Origin of the sequence: Enterobacter sp. DTU_2021_1002640_1_SI_PRY_ASU_LCPMC_013, from assembly GCF_032389435.1 — a bacterium.
Lineage (GTDB): Bacteria > Pseudomonadota > Gammaproteobacteria > Enterobacterales > Enterobacteriaceae > Enterobacter > Enterobacter hormaechei_C.
Map to the genome: position 1 here is coordinate 3,513,531 of NZ_CP135594.1, position 22,363 is coordinate 3,535,893.

22 protein-coding genes are annotated in these 22,363 nt (G+C 57.3%); 10 read left to right on the forward strand and 12 right to left on the reverse strand.

The annotated features are described in order from the left end of the window. A complete protein-coding gene (locus tag RS584_RS16780; RefSeq protein WP_000383991.1) occupies positions 1–198 on the forward strand; it encodes a YpfN family protein in 198 nt (65 codons plus the stop codon). 39 nt (positions 199–237) lie between these two features. Here RS584_RS16780 and ypfH read toward each other — a convergent pair whose 3' ends face one another. The 6 genes from ypfH to dapA form a co-directional block, all read right to left on the reverse strand. Next, the gene (gene ypfH / locus RS584_RS16785) at positions 238–933 is read right to left on the reverse strand and encodes an esterase (protein WP_023295120.1); all 696 of its coding nucleotides are present in this window, start codon (positions 931–933) and stop codon (positions 238–240) included. Between the two features lie 73 nt (positions 934–1,006). Then, positions 1,007–2,953: a GNAT family N-acetyltransferase gene (locus RS584_RS16790; RefSeq protein WP_315748355.1), complete on the reverse strand. Its 1,947-nt coding sequence runs from the start codon at positions 2,951–2,953 to the stop codon at positions 1,007–1,009. Continuing rightward, a complete protein-coding gene (locus RS584_RS16795; protein WP_001303362.1) occupies positions 2,953–3,822 on the reverse strand; it encodes a neutral zinc metallopeptidase in 870 nt (289 codons plus the stop codon). Before RS584_RS16795 ends, RS584_RS16790 begins: the two co-directional genes overlap by 1 nt. A 120-nt stretch (positions 3,823–3,942) precedes the next feature. Further along, a complete protein-coding gene (gene purC, locus RS584_RS16800; protein ID WP_001171626.1) occupies positions 3,943–4,656 on the reverse strand; it encodes a phosphoribosylaminoimidazolesuccinocarboxamide synthase in 714 nt (237 codons plus the stop codon). A 109-nt stretch (positions 4,657–4,765) separates the two neighbouring features. Beyond that, the gene (gene bamC / locus RS584_RS16805) at positions 4,766–5,800 is read right to left on the reverse strand and encodes an outer membrane protein assembly factor BamC (protein ID WP_006811481.1); all 1,035 of its coding nucleotides are present in this window, start codon (positions 5,798–5,800) and stop codon (positions 4,766–4,768) included. 16 nt (positions 5,801–5,816) lie between these two features. Continuing rightward, positions 5,817–6,695 (reverse strand): 4-hydroxy-tetrahydrodipicolinate synthase, encoded by an 879-nt coding sequence (gene dapA, locus RS584_RS16810; protein ID WP_003860542.1) that lies wholly within the window; start codon positions 6,693–6,695, stop codon positions 5,817–5,819. Positions 6,696–6,840: 145 nt separating this feature from the next. Between dapA and RS584_RS16815 the strand changes: the two genes are divergently transcribed. Both RS584_RS16815 and bcp read left to right on the forward strand, forming a co-directional pair. Then, the gene (locus tag RS584_RS16815; RefSeq protein WP_000213743.1) at positions 6,841–7,410 is read left to right on the forward strand and encodes a glycine cleavage system transcriptional repressor; all 570 of its coding nucleotides are present in this window, start codon (positions 6,841–6,843) and stop codon (positions 7,408–7,410) included. Next, positions 7,410–7,880 carry a thioredoxin-dependent thiol peroxidase gene (bcp, locus tag RS584_RS16820; protein ID WP_315748356.1) on the forward strand — a complete coding sequence of 157 codons (471 nt, stop codon included), beginning with the start codon at positions 7,410–7,412 and terminating at the stop codon, positions 7,878–7,880. The genes RS584_RS16815 and bcp overlap by 1 nt, the downstream gene beginning before the upstream one ends. Positions 7,881–8,018: 138 nt before the next feature. Here bcp and RS584_RS16825 read toward each other — a convergent pair whose 3' ends face one another. Beyond that, on the reverse strand, positions 8,019–9,083 hold the full coding sequence (locus RS584_RS16825) for an AI-2E family transporter (RefSeq protein ID WP_003860546.1): 1,065 nt from the start codon (positions 9,081–9,083) through the stop codon (positions 8,019–8,021). 220 nt (positions 9,084–9,303) lie between these two features. Here RS584_RS16825 and bepA point away from each other — a divergent pair, with 220 nt between their 5' ends. Together bepA and arsC are read left to right on the forward strand one after the other, a co-directional pair. Continuing rightward, on the forward strand, positions 9,304–10,767 hold the full coding sequence (gene bepA / locus RS584_RS16830; RefSeq protein WP_015572197.1) for a beta-barrel assembly-enhancing protease: 1,464 nt from the start codon (positions 9,304–9,306) through the stop codon (positions 10,765–10,767). Between the two features lie 13 nt (positions 10,768–10,780). Next, a complete protein-coding gene (gene arsC, locus RS584_RS16835) occupies positions 10,781–11,137 on the forward strand; it encodes an arsenate reductase (glutaredoxin) (protein WP_315748357.1) in 357 nt (118 codons plus the stop codon). Here the strand turns inward: arsC and RS584_RS16840 are convergent. Further along, complete coding sequence (locus tag RS584_RS16840; RefSeq protein WP_315748358.1) at positions 11,134–11,958, reverse strand: XRE family transcriptional regulator; 825 nt, start codon at positions 11,956–11,958, stop codon at positions 11,134–11,136. The genes arsC and RS584_RS16840 overlap by 4 nt on opposite strands. Positions 11,959–12,105: 147 nt before the next feature. On the opposite strand from RS584_RS16840, the gene celB reads away from it, so the two are divergent. The 3 genes from celB to RS584_RS16855 are packed head-to-tail and all read left to right on the forward strand — an operon-like array spanning position 12,106 to position 15,803. Next, positions 12,106–13,425, forward strand: coding sequence for a PTS cellobiose transporter subunit IIC (celB, locus tag RS584_RS16845; RefSeq protein ID WP_315748359.1), 1,320 nt, complete (start codon positions 12,106–12,108; stop codon positions 13,423–13,425). A 3-nt stretch (positions 13,426–13,428) separates the two neighbouring features. Next, the gene (locus RS584_RS16850; RefSeq protein ID WP_017383506.1) at positions 13,429–14,385 is read left to right on the forward strand and encodes a N(4)-(beta-N-acetylglucosaminyl)-L-asparaginase; all 957 of its coding nucleotides are present in this window, start codon (positions 13,429–13,431) and stop codon (positions 14,383–14,385) included. Beyond that, positions 14,385–15,803: a leucyl aminopeptidase family protein gene (locus RS584_RS16855; protein ID WP_315750004.1), complete on the forward strand. Its 1,419-nt coding sequence runs from the start codon at positions 14,385–14,387 to the stop codon at positions 15,801–15,803. Before RS584_RS16850 ends, RS584_RS16855 begins: the two co-directional genes overlap by 1 nt. 133 nt (positions 15,804–15,936) lie before the next feature. On the opposite strand, the gene RS584_RS16860 is transcribed toward RS584_RS16855, so the two are convergent. The 4 genes from RS584_RS16860 to RS584_RS16875 all read right to left on the reverse strand — a co-directional run bounded on the left by RS584_RS16860 (position 15,937) and on the right by RS584_RS16875 (position 20,390). Beyond that, positions 15,937–16,638 carry a DnaA inactivator Hda gene (locus RS584_RS16860; RefSeq protein WP_211482948.1) on the reverse strand — a complete coding sequence of 234 codons (702 nt, stop codon included), beginning with the start codon at positions 16,636–16,638 and terminating at the stop codon, positions 15,937–15,939. A 96-nt stretch (positions 16,639–16,734) separates the two neighbouring features. Then, the gene (uraA, locus tag RS584_RS16865) at positions 16,735–18,024 is read right to left on the reverse strand and encodes a uracil permease (RefSeq protein WP_063616413.1); all 1,290 of its coding nucleotides are present in this window, start codon (positions 18,022–18,024) and stop codon (positions 16,735–16,737) included. A gap of 82 nt (positions 18,025–18,106) precedes the next feature. Further along, positions 18,107–18,733, reverse strand: a complete 627-nt coding sequence (upp, locus tag RS584_RS16870; RefSeq protein WP_003860560.1) for a uracil phosphoribosyltransferase — start codon at positions 18,731–18,733, stop codon at positions 18,107–18,109. Between the two features lie 226 nt (positions 18,734–18,959). Further along, a complete protein-coding gene (locus RS584_RS16875) occupies positions 18,960–20,390 on the reverse strand; it encodes a 6-phospho-beta-glucosidase (RefSeq protein ID WP_315748360.1) in 1,431 nt (476 codons plus the stop codon). Between the two features lie 266 nt (positions 20,391–20,656). Between RS584_RS16875 and purM the strand changes: the two genes are divergently transcribed. Together purM and purN are read left to right on the forward strand one after the other, a co-directional pair. After that, positions 20,657–21,694, forward strand: coding sequence for a phosphoribosylformylglycinamidine cyclo-ligase (gene purM / locus RS584_RS16880; protein WP_193042349.1), 1,038 nt, complete (start codon positions 20,657–20,659; stop codon positions 21,692–21,694). Then, positions 21,691–22,332: a phosphoribosylglycinamide formyltransferase gene (purN, locus tag RS584_RS16885; RefSeq protein WP_315748361.1), complete on the forward strand. Its 642-nt coding sequence runs from the start codon at positions 21,691–21,693 to the stop codon at positions 22,330–22,332. Before purM ends, purN begins: the two co-directional genes overlap by 4 nt. Positions 22,333–22,363: the final 31 nt, after the last annotated feature.

Below are 22,363 nucleotides of genomic sequence, written 5' to 3' on the forward strand. Positions count from 1 at the left end.
ATGGACTGGCTTTCAAAGTACTGGTGGATTCTGGTGTTGGTATTTCTGGTAGGCGTGCTGCTTAACGTGATTAAAGATCTCAAGCGCGTTGACCACAAAAAGTTCCTTGCCAACAAACCGGATCTTCCGCCGCACCGTGATTTTAACGACAAGTGGGACGATGAAGACGACTGGCCGAAGAAGGACCAGAAGAAGTAATCGCTCTGTTTCCCCTCTCCCTAAAGAGAGGGGGACACCTCACATAAACTCGACGATATCATCGTCATTCGGCTTACCGCCGCTGAGCGCTTCATCAAAGTAGTGCTTCGGTACGGTATAACGCAGATGATCGAGCGCGAACTGCATGCTGCGATCGTCAATGGCATGCCCCAGATCGTCTACGATATCCAGCGTCACATCTCCGCCCTCGCGCATCAGCGTCTCCTGGGCAGCAACCGCATGCGAAAGCTCAATTACCCGGTCTTCCCCTCCATGAATGAGATGGATCGTGGTCTGCGTGGTCGCGCTTTGCGGTAACGTCGCAAAACGCCCGTTAAAGGCAATCACGCGGGACACCAGTCCGGGCTGCGCTTTTACGCTTTCCAGCGACATGATTGAGCCCTGAGAGAAGCCAATCAGCGCCGTTGCGTCGGCGCCTACGCCGCTCTGCTGCTGCCAGTAACGCACGGTATCGATAAAGGCTGGCATAGCGGCATCAATACGCGCCTGACGATTCTCCTCCGTCACGCCCTCGACGGAAAACCACTGCCGCCCGTCCGGACCGCACGGCTCCACGCCGCCGATGCTGACGATCAGCGCGTGTGGGAAAACGGGTGCAAACCAGCTGCCAATCTGTCCCATATTGACGGCATTGTCGCCCACGCCATGAAACAGAAGCAGGAGTTGTTTAGCAGGTGTATCCGGGCTTTGCACAACAAAATGGTCATGTTTCATGGCGATCTCCTTAATTGATAAGCAGGATTTTACGCCTCTGCGGGGTAATGACCATGCCACTTTACTGAAGAACTCATTGAAAAAATTGCCATTGCAAAATGTCGGCTTTCAGCTGCTGGCTACGGGAGTAATCAAGCCTTTCAAGCGCGTGAGCGGTTTCCTCGCGTAGCTTCGCCAGCAACGCTTTGCGCCCGAAATCGTGCGTATTCCCTTCCATTTTCCCCCGCAGTGCCGGGAGCGGCATGTCCACGGCTAACAACAACCGCGTCAGCGCCGCAACCGAAGTTGAAAACGCCCGGTGAGCAAAGGCAAACCCCGCCAGCTCCAGCCAGTCGTCACTATTAAGGGTAGCTTCCCATGCATCCGTCACCGGGATCTTTTCGCCATTCCAGGCCGACAGGACGCGCATATCACGACATAACCGCTGATGCGCCTGTTCGCAGAGCTGATGCCCCGCCTCGCTCAGCGGCAGCAACGCCATCGCCGTATAGCACCCGCTGCTGGCTTCCCGGTGGCTGCCCATTCGCACCAGCACAAACCCGCACTGCCGCCAGAAACGCCACAGCTCGTCGGTATAGCCAAAGCTGACCGAGAGATAATCTTCTCCGCTGGCACTGCGGATCAGCCGCTGGCCGATGCCTTCCCGCTGGCGATGGGGATGAACCGCAATGCGGCTGACGCGTCGGCCTTTCAGCGTCGCCGCGAGCGGCGAGCCGCCGTGCGCAGCCAGCGACTGCGCCACCAGATTTCCACGCGGCCGACGAAAGCCCGCCCAGACTGCGCGGCTAAGTTCAGGGGGTAATCCCCCCTCCTCCACCAGCCAGAGCGCGCCCGCGATCTCCGCGCCCGCCTGAGCAACAGCAAAGTGCTGGCCGGGGGCGTCCATCATCCGGCGTAAGTCGAGGGGTGACGTCCGGTAGTGCGCGGCGCAAAGCAGTTCATACACGCCTGCCCCGCGCGTCGGATCGCTCTCCCACATCCCGGGCTCCAGCGACGTTAAACGTACCTCGCCTTCCGGTTTGCGATCGATAAGCGCATCGTCGAACAGCAGCGCGTTCGCCACTATCCGCTCAAGGGGACATCCGGCAGCCCAGCGAACTGGCGTGGATAAGGTATAACGCCGCAGCCCGCTAAACCGGGCGCAGAACTTCAGCAGGAATCCCCTGCCCGTGCCTTCATAACCCTGCACCGTGGTGGTCAGCAACACGCGGGGAAAGCGCGACGCCAGCTTCTCCAGCAGCGGGCCGGGGATGGCGGCCGCCTCATCGACAATCAGCCAGTCAGCTTCTGTTGTGGAGGCCAGCAGCGCATCCGGGGCCATAAAGTGAAAATGTTCCCCGGCGAAACGCGCGATGACATCCGTCGCCCCTTTTGCCGGTGCCGTCACTACTGCACTCCCCTGAATGCCGTTGAGCAACATGCCCGCCAGGGCGGACTTTCCGCGTCCGCGCGGTGCCGTCACGGCGGCCACGCCCGCAGGCATGGTCAGAAGAGCGTCGAGGATCTCAGCTTGCTCGCGCTGCGGTTCACCGCTGGCAGGCTGCCAGGCGGGTAAATCTGGCGTAACGGGAAGGCACAGAGGACGATGTTGATGCCAGACGATGGCATCTGAATCGGCGGCAAGCGTCCGGCAAAAGTGGTGAACAAAGTGCGGGGTGGCGATCAGCTCGGCGCTGTCGCTCCAGCGTAGAGAATCCGCGTCGGGCCTGTTAGCCCAGACGGAGAACGGCGGCACCAGCAGCATCAGAAGGCTTCCGGCGCGCAGGGTCCCGCTGAGGGCGGCGAAGGCCGAGACGTCAAACCCGCGACGCGCGTCAAAAACGGCGTGCAGGTATTCACGTCCCAGCAGGCCGCTGATGGCCTTAGAGGGGTTTTCCTCCAGCCACAGCCAGTCTCCTGGTAACGTATCGCGCAGGATGGTCGCCTGGCTCAACGTCCACGCTTCATCGCCGCTGAGCACCACCAGCCGGCGGTGCCCGGTACGCTGAAGCTTGTTGACCAGCTGCTCAAACCCCAACATCACATAGCTTTGCCGAAGGTATTACACTGCGACGGGTTGCCGCTGTCGAAGCCACGCTTAAACCAGCTGTAGCGCTGCTCTGAGGTGCCATGGGTAAAGCTGTCCGGCACAACGCGGCCCTGGCTCTGCTGCTGCAAGCGATCGTCACCAATCGCCTGTGCGGCATTCAGGGCCTCTTCCAGATCGCCTGTTTCCAGCACGCCCTGCTGCTGCATGCTGTGTCCCCAGACGCCAGCGAAGCAGTCGGCCTGAAGCTCCATGCGTACGGACAGACGATTCACCTCCGCCTGAGAAGCATTCTGCTGCATCTGACGCACTTTAGGCTCAATGCCGAGGAGCTTCTGCACGTGGTGGCCGACTTCATGCGCGATCACGTAGCCCTGGGCAAAATCGCCGTCGGCGCCCAGCTTGCTTTTCATGTCGTCATAGAAGGAGAGATCGATATAGACGGTGCTGTCCGCCGGGCAGTAGAACGGCCCCATAACGGACTGCCCGGTGCCGCAGCCGGTGCGGGTTGCGCCCCGGTACATCACCAGTTTTGGCGGCTGATAAGTCCGCCCCATTTTCTCGAACTGCTGACCCCAGGTATCTTCGGTCGTCGCGAGAATAACGGAAGTAAATTTCGCCGCTTCATCTTCATTCGGGCTGATGGAGCGCTGAGAATACTGCTGCTGTTGCCCGGTTTCACCGGTCATCAAACCGGTCAGGTCGACGCCGTAGTAGCCCGCCACCAGCACGACGACCAGCAGAATAATGCCGCCCTTGCCGCTGGGTAACCGGAAACCTGGCCCGCCCATAGACGGACCACCGCCACCACTGCTGCGTCTGTCTTCTACGTTGTCACTTTCACGACGCCCTTGCCAGCGCATAAACACCTCGAACTATTCCATTTATAATAGCTATGATCGTAGGCGGTTAATGAAAGGATTACCATAGTAAACAAGGATAAGACGCCAAAGGATGCCAACATCCTTTGGCAAATGCGCAGTTTAGTCGAGCTTAACGCCTAAACGGTGAGCAACCGCTTCGTACGCTTCGACCACGCCACCCAGACTCTGGCGGAAACGGTCTTTGTCCATTTTATCCAGCGTCTCTTTGTCCCACAGGCGGCTGCCGTCCGGCGAGAATTCGTCGCCCAGCACCACTTCGCCCTTGTACAGACCGAACTCCAGCTTGAAGTCGACCAGGATCAGGCCCGCGTCATCAAAAAGCTTTTTCAGCACGTCGTTGGCTTTGTAGGTCAGTTCCTGCATGCGCGCCAGGTTCTCTTTGCTTACCCAGCCGAAGGTTTCGCAGTAGGATTCGTTGACCATCGGGTCGTGCATGGCGTCGTTTTTCAGGAACAGATCGAACAGCGGTGGATTCAGTTCGATACCCTCTTCAATGCCCAGACGCTTCACCAGGGAGCCTGCGGCACGGTTACGGATCACGCACTCAACCGGCACCATATCCAGTTTTTTTACCAGACATTCCGTATCGGACAGCAACGCTTCCATCTGAGTCGGGATACCGGCTTCGGCCAGTTTGGTCATAATGAAGTGGTTGAACTTGTTGTTCACCATGCCCTTACGATCGAACTGCTCAATGCGTGCGCCGTCTCCTGCTGACGTATCATTGCGGAATTCGAGCACCAACAGATCCGGGTTTTCCGTGCTGTATACGGTTTTCGCTTTGCCACGATACAACTCAGCTTGCTTCTGCATCTTCATTACTCCTGGTGTGATGATTTGTATTCAAAACTGGCCATATTATGCCACGCACACGTTTGCGTAGCACGAAAATAAAAAGGGCTGGATTAACCAGCCCTCACTATTATTTGCTGAATGCGGCCTGGAAGGCAGCGACCAGCGCATCGTTCTGCGCCTGGGTCAGCGTGTGTCCTTTCGGATCGATAAATTGCAGGCTGCTGCGGTTATCGAGGTCGCCAACCTGGATTTTGTAGTCACCGGAAGGCAGCTGTGGATCGCTTGCCCCCAGCTCCTGCCAGGCGCTATCAGACAGCGGCTTATAGGTCGCTGTGATGCTGCCCGTTGAACGGGTGCTGTCGGTCACCTTCATGCCCACTTTTTCAAGCGTTGCTGGCAGGCGCTGCCAGGTCTGATTAAACGGCGCACGCACCACCAGCATTGGCAGGCCGGTATCGTCTGCACCGCTCTGCACGTCAAACGTTGAACCGTTACGGTTCTGCGCGGCGTTTGCGGCATCGGTAGCGTTCTTATCCAGACCAGCGGCAATCACGTTCAGCATTTCAGTGCTGTAGCGCTGCATGGCGGCCGGATCGGCAACCGGTTTACCTGCCTGCTCAAGATTCAACAGCTTAACGGTAACCGCCTGCTGATAACCCTGCGGCTTAACGGAGACTTGATAACGACCACGATACTGCTGGTCTTCATCGAGACGGTTCCACTCAATCCAGTCGGTGGTTAAGGTCTGGCTGGCGTCGTCGCGTTTATCAATCGTATAGTTTTTCGACTGAATAACGCTCACAACCTGCGGCCACAGCGTGGTACCGCGTGCGCTTTCCACCAGCAGAGAGGCCGTATCACCGGTAAACTGCGTGCGCGCGCCACTCACCAGCGCCAGAGGCTGAGCCGGCGGACGAATATCAAGCGCTTTACCCACCAGGCCACTGCCGTTGGTAACCGGAATATTATAATCACCGTTCTGGATCGGCAGGATCATGCCGGCAGGCGCGTGAAGTTCAGCAAGCGGCGGCGCATCCAGATAGGATTCATCACCGCTCACCTGGCGCTTGTAGCGCGAGTCTGAACTACAGGCAGCGAGGAGCATAACAAGCGAAACACCCGCAACCTTCGCCAGGCGCGACTTCTGTACTGAATAAGCCATCAAATCTCCCTAAACTTTACAGCAAACCGGCATGCTTCAGCGCGCCAGCGACAATTTCACGACCGTGGTCGGTAATCGGTGTCATTGGCAGACGCAGCGTGTCGGTTGCTACAAGCCCCAACTCCTTACATGCCCATTTCACTGGGATCGGATTGGGTTCGACAAATAATTTATTGTGCAACGGCATCAGACGCTGATTAATCACGCGAGCTTCATCAAAGTGACCGGCTGCGGCCAGTTTGCACATGTCAGCCATATCACGCGCCGCCACGTTCGCCGTAACGGAAATCACGCCATTACCACCGAGCTGCATAAAGTCCAGCGCGGTCGCATCATCGCCGCTCAACAGGATAAAGTCGTCTGAAACCAGCTCTTTGATCTGATGAACGCGGCTTAAGTTCCCTGTCGCCTCTTTAATCCCGATAATATTTTTTACTTTCGAGAGACGGCCAACGGTTTCCGGCAGCATATCGCAACCGGTACGGGACGGCACATTATACAGAATTTGTGGCAAGTCAGTATGTTCAGCGATGGCTTTGAAATGCTGGAACAAACCTTCCTGAGTAGGACGGTTGTAATAAGGGGTCACCGTCAGGCAGCCGACAATGCCGCTGTCGTTAAAACGCTGAGTCAGGCTAATCGCTTCTGCCGTTGCGTTTGCGCCCGTACCCGCGATGACAGGAATACGCCCGTCCGCCAGTTCCAGGGTCAGCATCACAACGTCGCCGTGCTCTTCGTGGCTCAGCGTAGCGGATTCACCGGTAGTCCCTACCGAAACGATCGCCGAGGTTCCATTGGCGACATGGTAATCAATGAGCTTCTTCATGCTTGACCGGCAGACATTACCTTTTTCATCCATCGGTGTAACAAGCGCGACAATACTTCCCGTGAACATGAGCCATCCTCTGTGCGAACAAGAGCCTCAATGTTACGTTTGGAACTGTAATAAAAGCAAGCGACCTGAGGCTCTCAGGCGGTTGTATGCATGTTTTTTTTATGCTTTCCTTAGGAAGACTTAACCACGCAAAGGAAGAACAGGTTTGACAACCTCATCACAACATTACCTGGTTATCACTGCGCTGGGTGCTGACAGGCCGGGTATCGTGAATACCATCACTCGCCACGTGAGCAGCTGCGGCTGCAACATCGAAGATAGCCGGCTGGCTATGCTTGGCGAAGAGTTCACGTTCATCATGCTGCTTTCCGGAACATGGAATGCCATTACCCTCATCGAATCTACCCTGCCGCTGAAAGGCGCTGAGCTGGATTTACTGATTGTGATGAAGCGCACCACCGCGCGCCCGCGTCCGGCTTTGCCTGCCACGGTCTGGGTACAGGTTGAAGTGCCTGATTCACCTCATCTGATTGAACGTTTTACGGCGCTGTTTGACAGCCATCAGATGAACATTGCCGAACTGGTTTCCCGCACGCAGCCGGGCGATGAAAACGCAATCCCGACGCTGTTCATTCAAATTACCGCACACAGCCCTGCCTCGCAGGATGCGTCAAATATCGAGCAAGCGTTCAAAGCCCTCTGTACAGAATTACACGCGCAAGGCAGTATAAGCGTCGTCGATTATTCGCAGCACGAACAGGATGGAGTTGAGTAATGAACCCACTGAAAGCCGGTGATATCGCACCGAAATTTAGCTTACCGGATCAAGACGGCGAGCAAGTAAATTTGACCGACTTCCAGGGACAGCGTGTTCTGGTCTATTTCTACCCGAAAGCCATGACCCCGGGCTGTACCGTACAGGCCTGCGGTCTACGCGACAACATGGATGAGTTGAAGAAGGTCGGTGTGGAAGTGCTGGGCATCAGCACCGATAAGCCAGAGAAGCTGTCACGCTTTGCGGAAAAAGAGCTGCTGAACTTCACGCTGCTTTCCGATGAAGACCACCAGGTTTGCGAGCAGTTTGGCGTCTGGGGTGAGAAGTCCTTTATGGGCAAAACGTACGACGGTATTCACCGCATCAGCTTCCTGATTGACGCTGACGGTAACGTTGAGCACGTGTTTGATGATTTCAAAACCAGCAACCACCACGACGTGGTGTTGAAGTGGCTGAAAGAGAACGCGTGATAATTTTAGTGCCGGGTGGCGCTGCGCTTACCCGGCCTACAAGGTAAATGCAAAACGGTAGCATGCGCTACCGTTTTTAGTGTTTGCCCCCTCTCCCCGCGGGAGAGGGTTGGGGTGAGGGCATCAGCCCGCATTAACCTACTTCTCTTCCACCGCTGGCACATCCGGCCACGCGTGGACCACGGCTTTAATCAGCGTCGCCAGCGGAATGGCGAAGAATACCCCCCAGAATCCCCACAGCCCGCCGAAAATCACCACTGACAGGATAATAACCAGTGGATGCAGGTTAACTGCTTCTGAGAACAGCACCGGTACCAGCAGATTTCCGTCCAGTCCCTGAATAATCAGGTATACGGCGAAACAACTCCAGAACTCCGTACCCAGACCAAACTGGAACAGCGCCACCCCCACAACCGGAATGGTCACCACAAACGCGCCGATATACGGGATCAGAACCGAGAATCCGACCAGCACCGCCAGCAGCAGCGAGTAGTTCAGTCCGAAGATCACGAAGCCAATCCAGGTCGCCACGCCCACCACAATCATCTCCAGCACTTTGCCGCGAATGTAGTTGGTGATCTGCTGGTTCATCTCCTGCCAGACCTGACCGGCGAGACCGCGATTGCGCGGCAGCACGCGGCGTACCGCGTTCAGCATCTGCTCTTTATCTTTGACCAGGAAGAACACCATTAGCGGCACGAGAACAAGGTAAACCGCCAGCGTCAGCAGGCCTACCAGCGAGGCCAGAGAGTATTTCACCACCGAGTCACCCATGGTCATGATGCGGGCGCGCATGTTTTCGGCCATCGCATCGATGATCCCGGCGTCCATCAGCGCAGGATAGCGGCGCGGCAGCGTGGCGGCAAAATCAGACAGTTTATTCAGCATGCCGGGCATATCGCGGATCAGGTAGATCCCCTGTTGCCAGGCGATGGGCATCACCACGAAGGACATCAGCAGCAGAATGCCGACAAACAGCACCAGAACAATGCTGGTCGCCCAGCGGCGGGAACAGCCGATATGTTCCAGACGCGCGGTGGGCCACTCCAGCAGATACGCCAGCACAATCGCCACCAGTAGCGGTGCCAGCAGGCCACTAAAGAAGAACAGGATACCGAATCCGGCAACCAGAATGACCAGCAAAGCAATGGCTTCCGGGTCGCTAAACCGACGCCGATACCACTGCATTAACATTTCGAGCATACAACCCTTCCCTGAATCGAATGGCGGGAGTGAGACGGTGAATTGTATCTAACTGTCACAAAAAAGACTTTCCTTTTTGTTTCACTGTCAGGTTTCGCAAAACCCTGATGAATGGGATTTTCTTCATCTCTTAACACGGCTACACTCGCAGAGCAGCGGAGATGAACGTTATGCGGGTTCATCGGTCAAATTAGCACATCCAACATACAGGACAGTGGTTATGTTCAGGCAGTTGAGAAAAACACTGGTTGCGACACTGATTGCCGCCGTGACGGTGGGTCAGGTGTTGCCCGCTTTCGCTGACTCGTCCGATTCATTGCCGGACATGGGCACCACGGCAGGAAGCACGCTCTCCATCGGGCAGGAGATGCAGATGGGTGATTATTACGTACGCCAGTTGCGCGGCAGTGCTCCGCTGATTAACGACCCATTGCTGGTGCAATACATTAACGGCCTGGGGATGCGTCTGGTGGCGCACGCCGACTCGGTAAAAACGCCCTTCCACTTCTATTTAATCAATAACGACGAAATCAACGCCTTCGCTTTCTTTGGCGGGAACGTGGTACTGCATTCGGCGTTGTTCCGTTATTCCGATAACGAAAGCCAGCTGGCGTCCGTCATGGCGCACGAAATTTCGCACGTCACCCAGCGCCATCTGGCGCGTGCGATGGAAGATCAGAAGCGTAACGCCCCGCTAACCTGGGTGGGCGCGCTGGGCTCTATTCTGCTGGCGATGGCCAGCCCGCAGGCCGGGATGGCAGCGCTTACCGGGACGCTGGCGGGGACGCGTCAGGGGATGATCAGCTTTACCCAGCAGAATGAGCAGGAAGCAGACCGCATCGGCATTCAGGTTTTACAGCGTTCCGGCTTTGACCCGCAGGCCATGCCGAGCTTCCTGGAAAAGCTGCTCGACCAGGCACGCTACTCGTCGCGTCCCCCTGAAATTCTGTTGACCCACCCGCTGCCGGAAAGCCGCCTCTCGGATGCGCGTAACCGTGCCAACCAGATGCGTCCGGTCGTGGTGCAGTCTTCGCAGGATTTCTACATGGCCAAAGTGAGAACGCTTGGCATGTACAACTCCGGACGTAATCAGCTCACCAGCGATCTGCTGGACGCGCTGGCGAAAGGCAACGTGCGCGAGAAAAACGCAGCGCAGTATGGTCAGGCGCTCCAGGCGATGGAGGCCAGCAAGTACGATGAAGCGCGTAAAGCGCTACAGCCGCTGCTGGCGGCGGCGCCTGACAATCCGTGGTATCTCGACCTCGCCACCGATATCGATCTGGGGCAGAAAAAAGCGACCGATGCGATTAATCGCCTGAAAGGGGCGAAAGATCTTCGTAACAATCCAGTATTGCAGCTTAACCTGGCGAACGCCTACCTACAGGGCGGCCAGCCCGGCGAGGCGGTGACCATTCTGAACCGCTACACCTTTAACAATAAAGATGACCAGAACGGCTGGGAGCTGCTCGCCCAGGCCCAGGGGCAACTGGGTAACCGCGATCAGGAGCTGGCCGCGCGTGCGGAAGGTCTGGCGCTGGCGGGTCGCCTCGATCAGGCCATTTCCCTGCTGAGCAGCGCCAGCTCGCAGGTGAAGCTTGGCAGCCTGCAACAGGCCCGCTACGATGCGCGAATCGACCAGCTGCGCGGCCTGCAACAACGCTTTAAGCCGTACGAGAAGATGTAATAAAGGAGAAGTCATGACAGACGCGGTAAAAATCTACCATAACCCTCGCTGCTCCAAGAGCCGAGACACCCTCAGCCTGCTGAAGTCTAACGGCATCGAACCGGAAGTGGTGCTGTATCTGGAGACGCCGCCGGACGCGCAGACTATCCGCCAGCTGCTGAAGATGCTGAACATGGGCAGCGCACGCGACCTGATGCGTCAGAAAGAAGATCTGTATAAGTCGCTCAATCTGAACGATACCAGTCTCACTGAAGAACGGCTGATTCAGGCGATGGTCGACAATCCAAAGCTGATTGAGCGCCCGATTGTGGTGGCGAACGGCAAGGCGCGTATCGGCCGTCCGCCGGAAGACGTGCTCGGGATCGTCTAATCGTTACGCCGCAGCGCTTCCAGAAACGCCTGCGGCGTACGCTCTCCCAGCTTTTTCTGCGCTTTTCCCCGGTTGTAAAACTCACACAATTGGATCAACAGCTCTCCCATCGGTTCACTGTTCACCCGCGGAATGATTTCGCGTAACGGCACGGTGACCTGAAGGGCGAGATAATACTGTGAATGCACTTTTACGGTGACGTCATGCTCCGGCAAGTTCACTTCTAGCCCAAAAGTCTCAACAGATTGAATATCAGCCGGACAGGCAGCCAGCACCTCGTTCGTCCAGCGGGTCAGCAACTGCGGCGATACGCCAGCATAAAGCCGGGCGTAACACCAGCCGCTGACGGGTTCACGCGCCCAGAGCAGGTGTTGCTCGCCACCGTCGTCCATATGCAGCGACAGCGGCTGATGATGCAGGAGTAGCTTCTGCGGCATGATCCCGGCCTTCAGCGCCTTTTTGCCCTGCAACGACGCCCCCTTTTGTTTTACCGAAGCTGGTTTGAGGTAGCGGTTCAGGGTCGCGCGGGAAACGGCGATCCCGAGTCCGTCATTCACCAGCAGCAGCAGATCGTCCAGCGGTGCCCCGGTGATATCCCGCAGGGCATTTATCAGTGTCGCCTGCTCTTGTCTCAGCGCTTTGTGTATCACTTTTGGCGTGGTGTGGTTATCCGAAACCTGGTCGCGGTTGCGCCAGCGCCTGACGGTGGTGACCGAGATCCCCAGCTCAACGGCAAGTTCCCTGTCGCTTTTATCTGACTGCTGAAGATAACGACGGATACGCGGTGTGGTGGTGGCATTGGCATGCAGTTTGATTTCCATCGCGTCTCTCTCCGGAACTAATCTTATGAGATTTATATCAGAGCAGCGAATGCTTTGTGACCGATTTCACCTTTCGCTCGCCGCGCTTCACTGATAATCCACAGACATAACATAAACAACACCTCTCAATCTTGTACGGAGTTCACAATGAACAATGTTCTGGGATTTCTTGAAGCAAAACTGATGCCGCTGGCGGCGAAAACGGCCCAGCAGCGTCATCTTGGGGCCATTCGCGGCGCCTACGTGTCTTTCATGCCGTTTATTATCGTCGGCTCCATTCTGCTGGTGATCTCCTCCTTCCCGAATCAGGCCTATCAGCAGTTTATGTCTCAGGCCTTTGGTGAGAGCTGGAGTGCAATTATAGAGATCCCGTTTAACGCGGTGTTCTCAACCATGTCGCTGTTTATCAGCTTCCTGGTGGCCTACCGCCTGGCTGAGCATTATGGTGAGGACCGCATCTCCTGCGGCATCCTGGCGCTGGTCGCGTTTCTGATCCTGACGCCCTTTATCAAAGTGGCGGAAAACGGCGGCATTACCGTGATGCCGGTAGAGTGGATTGGCAGCAAAGGGCTGTTCGTGGCGATGATCGGTTCCCTGCTGTGGACGGAACTGTTCTGCTGGCTGAAGCGCAAAAAGCTGGTCATCAAAATGCCGGACGGCGTGCCTCCGGCGGTGCAGGAGTCGTTCGCGGCCCTGATCCCAGCCCTGCTGGTGATGATTCTGGTGCTGCTTATCCGCATCGTCTTTGAAAACACCCACTACCACACCATCCACCAGTTTATTTATGAAGTGGTTGCCACCCCGGTGCGCCACTACGGCACCTCTTATTTCGGGGCGCTGATGACCGTATTCAGCATCACCATTCTGTGGTCAGTGGGCATTAACTCCGGTTCGATGATCAACGGGATTATTCGCCCGCTGTGGATGGAGAACCAGACCGACAACATCGCCGCGATCCAGGCGGGAACGACGCCGCCGCACATCATCACCGAACAGTTTTTTGACATGATCTGGATGGGCGGCGCGGGCGCCACGCTGTCGCTGGTGATTGCGATGCTGATTTTCGCCCGCAGCAAAAACATGCGCGAAGTAGCGCGCCTCGGTGCGGGCGCGTCGGTGTTTAACATCAACGAACCGATCCTGTTTGGCCTGCCGGTGATCATGAACCCGATCATGCTCATCCCATTCAATCTGGTGCCGCTGGTGCTGGTCACCGTGCAGTATGCGGCGATGAAAATTGGTGCGGTCGCCGTCACCACCGGGGTGTTTATCCCCTGGACGCTGCCGCCGGTTATCAGCGGCTTTATCGTCACCGGGCACCTGAGCGGCAGCGTGATGCAGCTGATCAACCTGCTGATTGGCGCCATGCTGTACCTGCCTTTCATGCGTATCCTGGATAAACAGTACCGCGCCGCGGAGCTGACTACCGCTACGCAAACCGACACCACCCTTGCAAAACAGGAGTAAAGCATGTGGGGAATTATCGCAACCTGGCGAATGGCGCTTGAAGGCGTCACGGAGTCTGCGTCTGCGCTGGCTGCGGGCAAACCTGTCGCTCCGGCGGTGGTGGATGCCGTCGCCGCCGTCGAGGACTTTCCGTTTTATAAATCTGTCGGCTACGGCGGGCTGCCCACCGAAAACGGCGAGGTGGAGCTGGACGCGGCCTATATGGACGGCGACACGCTGGCGTTCGGCGCCGTGGGCAATCTGGTGGATATCGCCAACCCGGTGCGCGTGGCGCATGCGCTCAGCCGCCAGCGCTATAACAGCCTGCTGGTCGGCCAGGGCGCGCGCGAATGGGCGCTGAGCCAGGGCTTTGCCGACAAAACCATGCTCACGGATCGCGCCATGCAACACTACCGTAAGCGCTGCCGCGAAACGCTGGACAAGGGGTTAAGCCCCTACGACGGACATGACACCGTCGGCATCATCGGCCTCGATAAACAGGGCTCGATGAGCGTCGCCACTTCCACCAGCGGCCTGTTTATGAAAAAACGCGGTCGCCTCGGTGACTCACCCATCATCGGCTCCGGCTTTTACTGCGACAGCGAAACCGGCGCGGCCACCGCCACGGGCGTCGGTGAAGATCTGATGAAGGGCTGTACCAGCTACGAAATCGTTCGCCGGATGGCGCAAGGGATGACGCCGCAGCAGGCGGCGGATTCGGTGGTGTTCGAACTGGAAGACAAGCTGATGTCGCGCTTTGGCCGCGCGGGCGATCTCTCCGTGGTGTGCATGAACAGCAAAGGAGAATTTGGCGCCGCGACCAACATCAAAACCTTCTCGTTTGTGGTGGCGACGGCTCGCCAGCCCCTCACCGTTTTCCGTACTGAACGCCTGCGGGAGAAAACGCACTATCACGCGGTAGATGAGGAGTGGATGCAGGCCTATGCCGCGCGGATCCGCGCACCGATTGAGGAGTCATGATGATCACATACCAGTTTATCAACGCGCTTTCAGACGCGAAGCCGAACAGCCATTTGATTGCGCGCGCTGACAGTTCCCTGTTACCGAAAAGCGCTCTTGTCGCTGAAATGCGCCAGCAGAACACCGTCGCGGACGCGCGCTTTGGCTGCGCGCCGTTTGCCCGCATCACCCTGTTGCCGGATACGCTCTGGCATGACGCCCTGACCGAAGGGTTGCTCACCGCCCTGCGACCGCTGCTTGCCGCCCCCGCCAGCGCCGAACTCGTGCTGGACGTGACGGATATTGACGATGTGGTGCTGGCGCAGGTACTGCGTTATCTCTTTAATCAGACGCACAGGCTCAGTGACCTGAAGCTGAAGAAAACGGACGAAGCGCTGCGTCTTACCTGCATCACTGCCCTCTGCCTGCCGGAACAGCAGGCGAAACTGGAGACAACCTTCCGCCAGCAGCAGGCCATTGCGCTCGGCATGGTCGCGGCGCGACGTCTGGCGGATATACCGTCCGACCGCTGCACGCCGCAGTTTGTGGTGGAAGAGGCGCAAAAACTGTGTGCCGCCAGCCCTGCCCTGCGCTGCGAGGTGTTGGATGAAAAGCAAATTGTTGAGCAGGGGCTGGGGCTACTGCACGCCGTTGGCAAAGGGGCGACCTGCCCGCCGCGCCTGCTGGCTATTCACTATAACGGCGTGTCTGATGGCCCGGTGCGCTGCTACGTGGGAAAAGGCATTACCTTTGACACCGGCGGCCTGTGGCTGAAGGAAGGCGCGGGCATGTACACCATGAAATATGACATGTGCGGCGCGGCTAACGTGCTCGGGCTGATGCTGACCGTTGCGGAGCTGAAATTACCCGTGCGCATCATGGGCGTGCTGGCGCTGGCGGAAAACGCCATCGGCCCCGACGCCATGCAGCCCGGCACGGTGGCGATGGCCTGCAACGGCACCACCGTTGAAATCAACAATACCGATGCCGAGGGCCGGCTGGTGCTGGCAGACGCTATCGCCTGGGCGAGTCAGCGCCATCCACAGGCGCACTATATCATTGATATGGCGACCTTAACCGGAGCGGTGGTGAAAGCGCTGGGGTATGAGCTGAGCGGGTTGATGACCCAGGATGAGCCGCTGCGTCAGGCACTGACGTACGCAGGCAAACGGAGCGGCGACGAGGTGTGGTCCCTGCCGCTGGATGCGCGGCTAAGAAAGCAAACCGACAGCGCGATTGCCGATCTGTGCAACACGCCGACCAACAACGCGGCGATCAGCGCGTCGGCGGCGTGGCTGCTGCACCATTTCTGCCCGCCGACGATCCCGTGGGCGCATCTGGATATCAGCGGGACGGCGCTGTGGCGTGAAAGCGGACGAAGCGTGGCGTCGGGAAGACCGATTCCGCTTTTGGTTGAGCATCTGATGGAAGATTGTTAAGCCCGGTGGCGCTGCGCTTACCGGGCCTACAAAGCGTAATGGGTTTTCGTAGGCCGGGTAAGGCGCAGCCGCCACCCGGCAAAACTAGCTATCGTAGGCCCGGTAAGGCGCAGCCGCCACCGGGCGAGCAAATTCAAAGCTTGAGAATATCTTTCACAAACGGAATGGTCAGCTTGCGCTGGGCGGTGATGGAGGCGCGATCGAGCTGATCGAGCGTATCAAAGAGCGTGCGCATCTCCCGATCCAGACGCTTGAGCAGGAAGCGCCCTACGTCTTCCGGCAGTTCAAATCCGCGCAGTCTGGCGCGCAACTGAAGTGCCTGGAGTTTGTCTTCATCCGACAGCGGTTGCAGCTTATAGATTTGCCCCCAGTCCAGACGAGACGCCAGATCCGGCAGTCCCAGATTGAGCTGGCGCGGCGGACGATCGCCGGTGATCAGCAGCCGGGTTTTGCCCGACTCCAGAATGCGGTTGTAGAGGTTAAAGATCGCCATTTCCCACGGTTCGTCCCCCGCCACGCATTCGATATTATCGATGCAGACCAGGGAGAGATGTTCCATGCCCTCCAGCACCTCAGGTACAAACCAGGTGCGTTTATCCAGCGGCACATAGCCTACCGCGTCACCGCGCGCCGAAAGCTCCGCACAGGCGGCATGCAGCAGGTGGCTGCGTCCCGCGCCTTCGCGTGACCAGATATAGATGTATCCGCTGTGTTCCTGGCGCAGCACGTTTTGCAGTGCAGCCAGTAAAGAGGGGTTATCACCCGGCCAGAAACTCGCGAAAGTTTCGTCGTCAGGGAGATAAAGTGGCAGAGAGAGCTGTGCCGGTCCGTTCAGAAATACCTCAACCAGAGATCTTACATAAAATCGGAATGGAGTTTAACACGGAACCTGCAAGGAGAGAACCGGGCGATCCTTCGCCCGGCATGACAATCACTGTGACGCTTTTTCGCTTTCGTCCGCGTCCAGCACCACCTCTTCCGGGCGGATCACCGAGATCAGCTTGAAAATCAGGCTCAGGCCGACGCCGACGATGGTCGCCAGCGCCATACCCTTCAGCTCTGCCGCGCCGATGTGCACCTTCGCGCCGCTCACGCCGATAATCAGGATAACGGAGGTCAGGATCAGGTTCTGCGCCTTGCTGTAATCCACTTTGGATTCAATCAGCACGCGAATACCGGAGGCACCGATCACCCCGTACAGCAGCAGGGAAACGCCGCCCATCACCGGAACCGGGATAATCTGGATCGCCGCCGCCAGTTTACCAACGCAGGAGAGCAGAATGGCGATGATCGCCGCGCCGCCGATAACCCAGGTGCTGTAGACGCGGGTGATCGCCATTACGCCGATATTCTCACCGTAAGTCGTGTTTGGCGTGGAGCCGAAGAAACCAGAGATGATGGTGGAGAAACCGTTGGCAAACATGGAGCGATGCAGGCCCGGGTCGCGGATCAGGTCGCGCTTCACAATGTTCGCCGTCACCACCAGGTGGCCGACGTGCTCAGCAATCACCACCAGCGCGGCAGGCAGAATAGTGAAAATGGCGAACCATTCAAAGCGCGGGGTGTAGAAGGTTGGCAGCGCGAACCAGTGCGCCTCGGCAATCGGGGTGGTATCCACAACGCCCATCACGAAGGAGAGCGCGTAACCCGCCAGCACGCCGATCAGGATCGGGATAATCGCCATAAAGCCGCGGAACAGGACGGAACCGAATACCGTCACGCCCAGCGTCACCAGCGAAATAATAATGGTTTTAGAATCCGGTGACTGACCGTCCGCAGGCAGAAGCCCAGCCATGTTCGCCGCCACGCCCGCCAGCTCCAGGCCGATGACGGCAACGATGGCCCCCATTGCCGCAGGCGGGAACATCACGTCCAGCCAGCCGGTACCGGCTTTCTTCACAATGAAGGAGACCAGGCAGAACAGCACGCCGCACATGATAAAGCCGCCCAGCGCGACCTCATAACCCAGCGGCAGCAACAGCAGTACCGGGGAGATAAACGCGAAGCTCGACCCGAGATAGGCCGGGATTTTGCCTTTACAGATGAAGAGGTAAAGCAGCGTACCGATGCCGTTAAACAGCAGCACGGTAGCCGGGTTAATGTGAAACAGGATTGGCACCAGCACGGTTGCGCCAAACATGGCGAACAGGTGCTGCAAACTAAGCGGGATTGTCTGTAAAAGCGGCGGTCTTTCACTCACCCCGATAGCACGGCGCGTCATAGTGTTTTCCTCTGAGTGTCATTGTTGGTTTTTATTCAAAAAAAAGCCGACTATCAAAGTCGGCTTCTTTATCGTTATTCGATTATTTAGTACCAAAAATCTTATCGCCGGCATCGCCGAGCCCCGGGATGATGTACCCGTGCTCGTTCAGTCCCTGGTCGACAGACGCGGTATAGAGTTCAACGTCCGGGTGCGCTTTTTCCAGCGCCGCGATACCTTCCGGCGCCGCAACCAGCACCAGCACTTTGATGCTGCTGCATCCCGCTTTTTTCAGCAGGTCGATGGTGGCGATCATCGAACCGCCTGTCGCCAGCATCGGGTCAACCACCAGCGCCATACGCTCGTCGATGTTAGAGACCAGCTTCTGGAAGTACGGGACCGGCTCAAGCGTCTCTTCGTTACGGTAGATACCCACCACGCTGATACGCGCGCTTGGGACGTGCTCCAGCACGCCTTCCATCATGCCCAGACCCGCACGCAGGATTGGCACCACGGTAATTTTTTTACCTTTGATCTGCTCAACCTGCACCGGGCCGTTCCAGCCTTCGATGGTCACTTTTTCCGTTTCCAGATCAGAGGTCGCTTCGTAGGTCAGCAGGCTACCCACTTCAGAAGCCAGTTCGCGAAAACGCTTCGTGCTGATGTCATGCTCACGCATCAGGCCCAACTTGTGTTTAACGAGTGGGTGTTTCACTTCCACAATCTTCATTCTCTTTCTCCTCTGAGGTGGCATCCGCAAAAAAATCGCGGGATTATACCGCTTTTTTCGGATTAGGCCATACCCATCTTGCTTGACGTATATCAAGCAAAGTGATTTAGAGACAAAAAAACCGGAGGCGAAGCTCCGGCTTGGGTGCGGGTTCTGCCCGGTGGCGCTGCGCTTACGCGGGCCTACGTGTAGTGTAGGTCGGGTAAACGTTAGCGCCACCCGACAATTACAGGTTATCGCCGTTGCTGGCAATCACCTGCTTATACCAGTCGAACGATTTCTTCTTGCTGCGGTTCAGCGTGCCGTTACCTTCGTTATCTTTATCGACAAAGATAAAGCCGTAGCGTTTCTTCATCTCGCCGGTGCCGGCAGAGACCAGGTCGATACAGCCCCACGGGGTATAGCCCATCAGATCCACGCCGTCTTCCACCACCGCTTTTTTCATCTCGCGGATGTGTGCGGAAAGGTAGTCGATGCGGTACTGGTCGTTCACCGTGCCGTCGCTCTCCTGCACGTCGATCGCGCCAAAGCCGTTCTCAACGATAAACAGTGGCAGCTGATAGTGATCCCAGAACCAGTTGAGGGAGTAGCGCAGCCCGACAGGATCGATCTGCCAGCCCCAGTCCGATTTCTGCACGTACGGGTTAGAGACCAGGCTCTTACTTTCGTCGTAGTCCAGCTGCGGGTTGTCCGCCGTCGCCTTGGTAGCGAAAGACATGTAGTAGCTGAACCCGATGTAATCCACGCAGCCCTGCGTCAGCGCCACTTTATCTTCTTCGGTAATATCCAGCGCGAAGCCGCGACGTTCAAAGTAGTTGAGCAGGTGCTGCGGATACTTGCCGCGCACGTGAACGTCGGTGAACCAGTAGCGGCGATGCATGGCGTTCATCGCCATCATCATGTCGTCCGGGGCACAGGTCAGCGGATAGATGGGGCACATGGCAATCATGCAGCCGATTTGCAGTGACGGGTTAATCTCGCGCCCCGCCTTCACCGCCAGAGCACTGGCCACCAGCTCATAGTGCGCCGCCTGGAACATCACCGGCTCGCGATCTTCTCCCGGCGCATATTTCAGCCCGGAGTTGGTAAACGGCGCAAAGTCTTCGTGGAAGTTGGCCTGGTTGTTGATCTCGTTAAAGGTCATCCAGTACTTCACTTTATGCTGGTAGCGCTCAAAAACGACCTTCGCGAAGCGAACAAAGAAGTCGATCAGCTTACGGTTGCGCCAGCCGCCGTATTCCGTCACCAGGTGGAAAGGCATCTCGAAGTGGGAAAGCGTGATCACCGGCTCGATGCCGTGCTTCAGGCACTCGTCAAAAAGATCGTCATAGAATTTGAGTCCCGCTTCGTTCGGCTCCAGCTCGTCGCCTTTCGGGAAGATACGCGTCCAGGCGATGGAGGTGCGGAAGCATTTGAACCCCATCTCGGCAAAGAGTTTGATGTCTTCTTTATAGCGGTGATAGAAGTCGATGGCTTCGTGGTTTGGGTAATTTTTCCCCTCCATCACGCCGTTGGTGATTTCACGCGGTACCCCGTGGGCGCCTGCCGTCATGACATCGGCAACGCTCACGCCCTTGCCGCCCTCTTTCCAGCCGCCTTCGAGCTGGTGCGCCGCAACGGCCCCACCCCACAGAAAACCTGCTTTAAATCCTGACATTCGCTATCCCTCATTCTGCGTTATTTTCTGCAAAAACAGTTACAGAAACCGGTTTCAGTTTGATGATGTGCAAAGGGGATAGCCGTTGCAAGCAGATCGCCGAAACCGGTTTCATTTTCGTGAACAGAGTCAAGTTTGTTGCCCTGGACAGCCCGCACAGAAAAAAAGATCCTCGCGCCGAGAATAGGCTCGCAAACGTTTGCCTGGACTGTTAGAATTGCGCCGATTTTTCTTACTAGCTATGCAATCGCGTGGGGATTTAAGCCGTGACCAACAAAACTTCTCTCAGCTACAAAGATGCCGGTGTTGATATTGACGCAGGTAATGCGCTGGTTGACCGAATCAAAGGTGTGGTGAAAAAAACCCGCCGCCCGGAAGTGATGGGTGGCCTGGGTGGATTCGGCGCACTGTGCGCGCTGCCGCAAAAATATCGTGAACCTGTGCTGGTCTCGGGTACGGATGGTGTCGGTACAAAACTGCGCCTGGCGATGGATCTTAAGCGTCACGATACGATTGGTATCGATCTGGTGGCGATGTGCGTCAACGACCTGGTGGTACAGGGCGCCGAGCCGCTGTTCTTCCTCGATTACTACGCGACCGGCAAGCTGGACGTAGATACCGCAGCCAGCGTCATTAACGGTATCGCCGAAGGCTGCCTGCAATCCGGCTGTGCGCTGGTCGGCGGTGAAACCGCGGAAATGCCTGGCATGTATCACGGTGAAGATTATGACGTCGCAGGCTTCTGCGTCGGCGTGGTAGAAAAATCAGAAATTATCGACGGCAGCAAAGTGGCTGACGGCGATGTGCTGGTTGCGCTGGCCTCCAGCGGTCCGCACTCCAACGGCTACTCTCTGGTGCGTAAAATCCTCGAAGTGAGCGGTTGCGACCCGCTGACCACCGAGCTGGACGGCAAACCGCTGGCCGATCACCTGCTGGCCCCGACCCGCATCTACGTGAAAAACGTGCTGGAGCTGATTGAGAACGTTGACGTGCACGCCATCGCTCACCTCACCGGCGGCGGCTTCTGGGAAAACATTCCGCGCGTGCTGCCGGACAATACCCAGGCGGTGATCGACGCATCCTCATGGCAGTGGCCGTCCGTCTTCAGCTGGCTGCAAACCGCAGGCAACGTGAGCTCTCACGAAATGTACCGCACCTTTAACTGCGGCGTGGGCATGGTTATCGCCCTGCCCGCCAGCGAAGCGGATAAAGCGGTTAAGCTGCTGACAGAAAAAGGTGAAAACGCGTGGAAAATCGGTACGATTAAAGCTTCCGATTCCGAACAGCGTGTGGTCATTGAATGAAAAACATCGTGGTGCTCATTTCCGGCAACGGAAGCAATTTGCAGGCAATCATAGACGCCTGCAAACAGAAGAAAATCAATGGCACCATTCGGGCAGTATTCAGCAACAAGGCCGATGCATTCGGCCTTGAGCGCGCGCGGGAAGCGAACATTCCTGCGCACGCGCTGGAAGCCAGCCAGTTCGCCGGGCGTGAAGCCTTTGACCGTGAGCTGGTGCAGGAGATTGACGCCTACACGCCTGACGTGGTGGTGCTGGCAGGCTACATGCGCATCCTGAGCCCGGCTTTTGTTGCACACTACGCCGGACGACTGCTCAATATCCACCCTTCCCTGCTGCCAAAATACCCCGGTCTGCACACCCATCGTCAGGTGCTGGAGAACGGCGATGAGGAGCATGGTACCTCCGTGCATTTCGTCACCGACGAGCTGGACGGCGGTCCGGTCATTTTGCAGGCAAAAGTACCGGTCTTTGACGGCGACAACGAAGACGACGTGACCGAACGTGTGCAGACGCAGGAACACGCCATTTATCCGCTGGTGGTAAGCTGGTTTGTCGATGGACGTCTGGAGATGCGCAACGGCGCAGCCTGGCTGGACGGCGTGAAGTTGCCCCCGCAGGGTTATGCGGCTGAAGAGTAGTCTGTTTGAATTGCCCGGCGGCGCTTCGCTT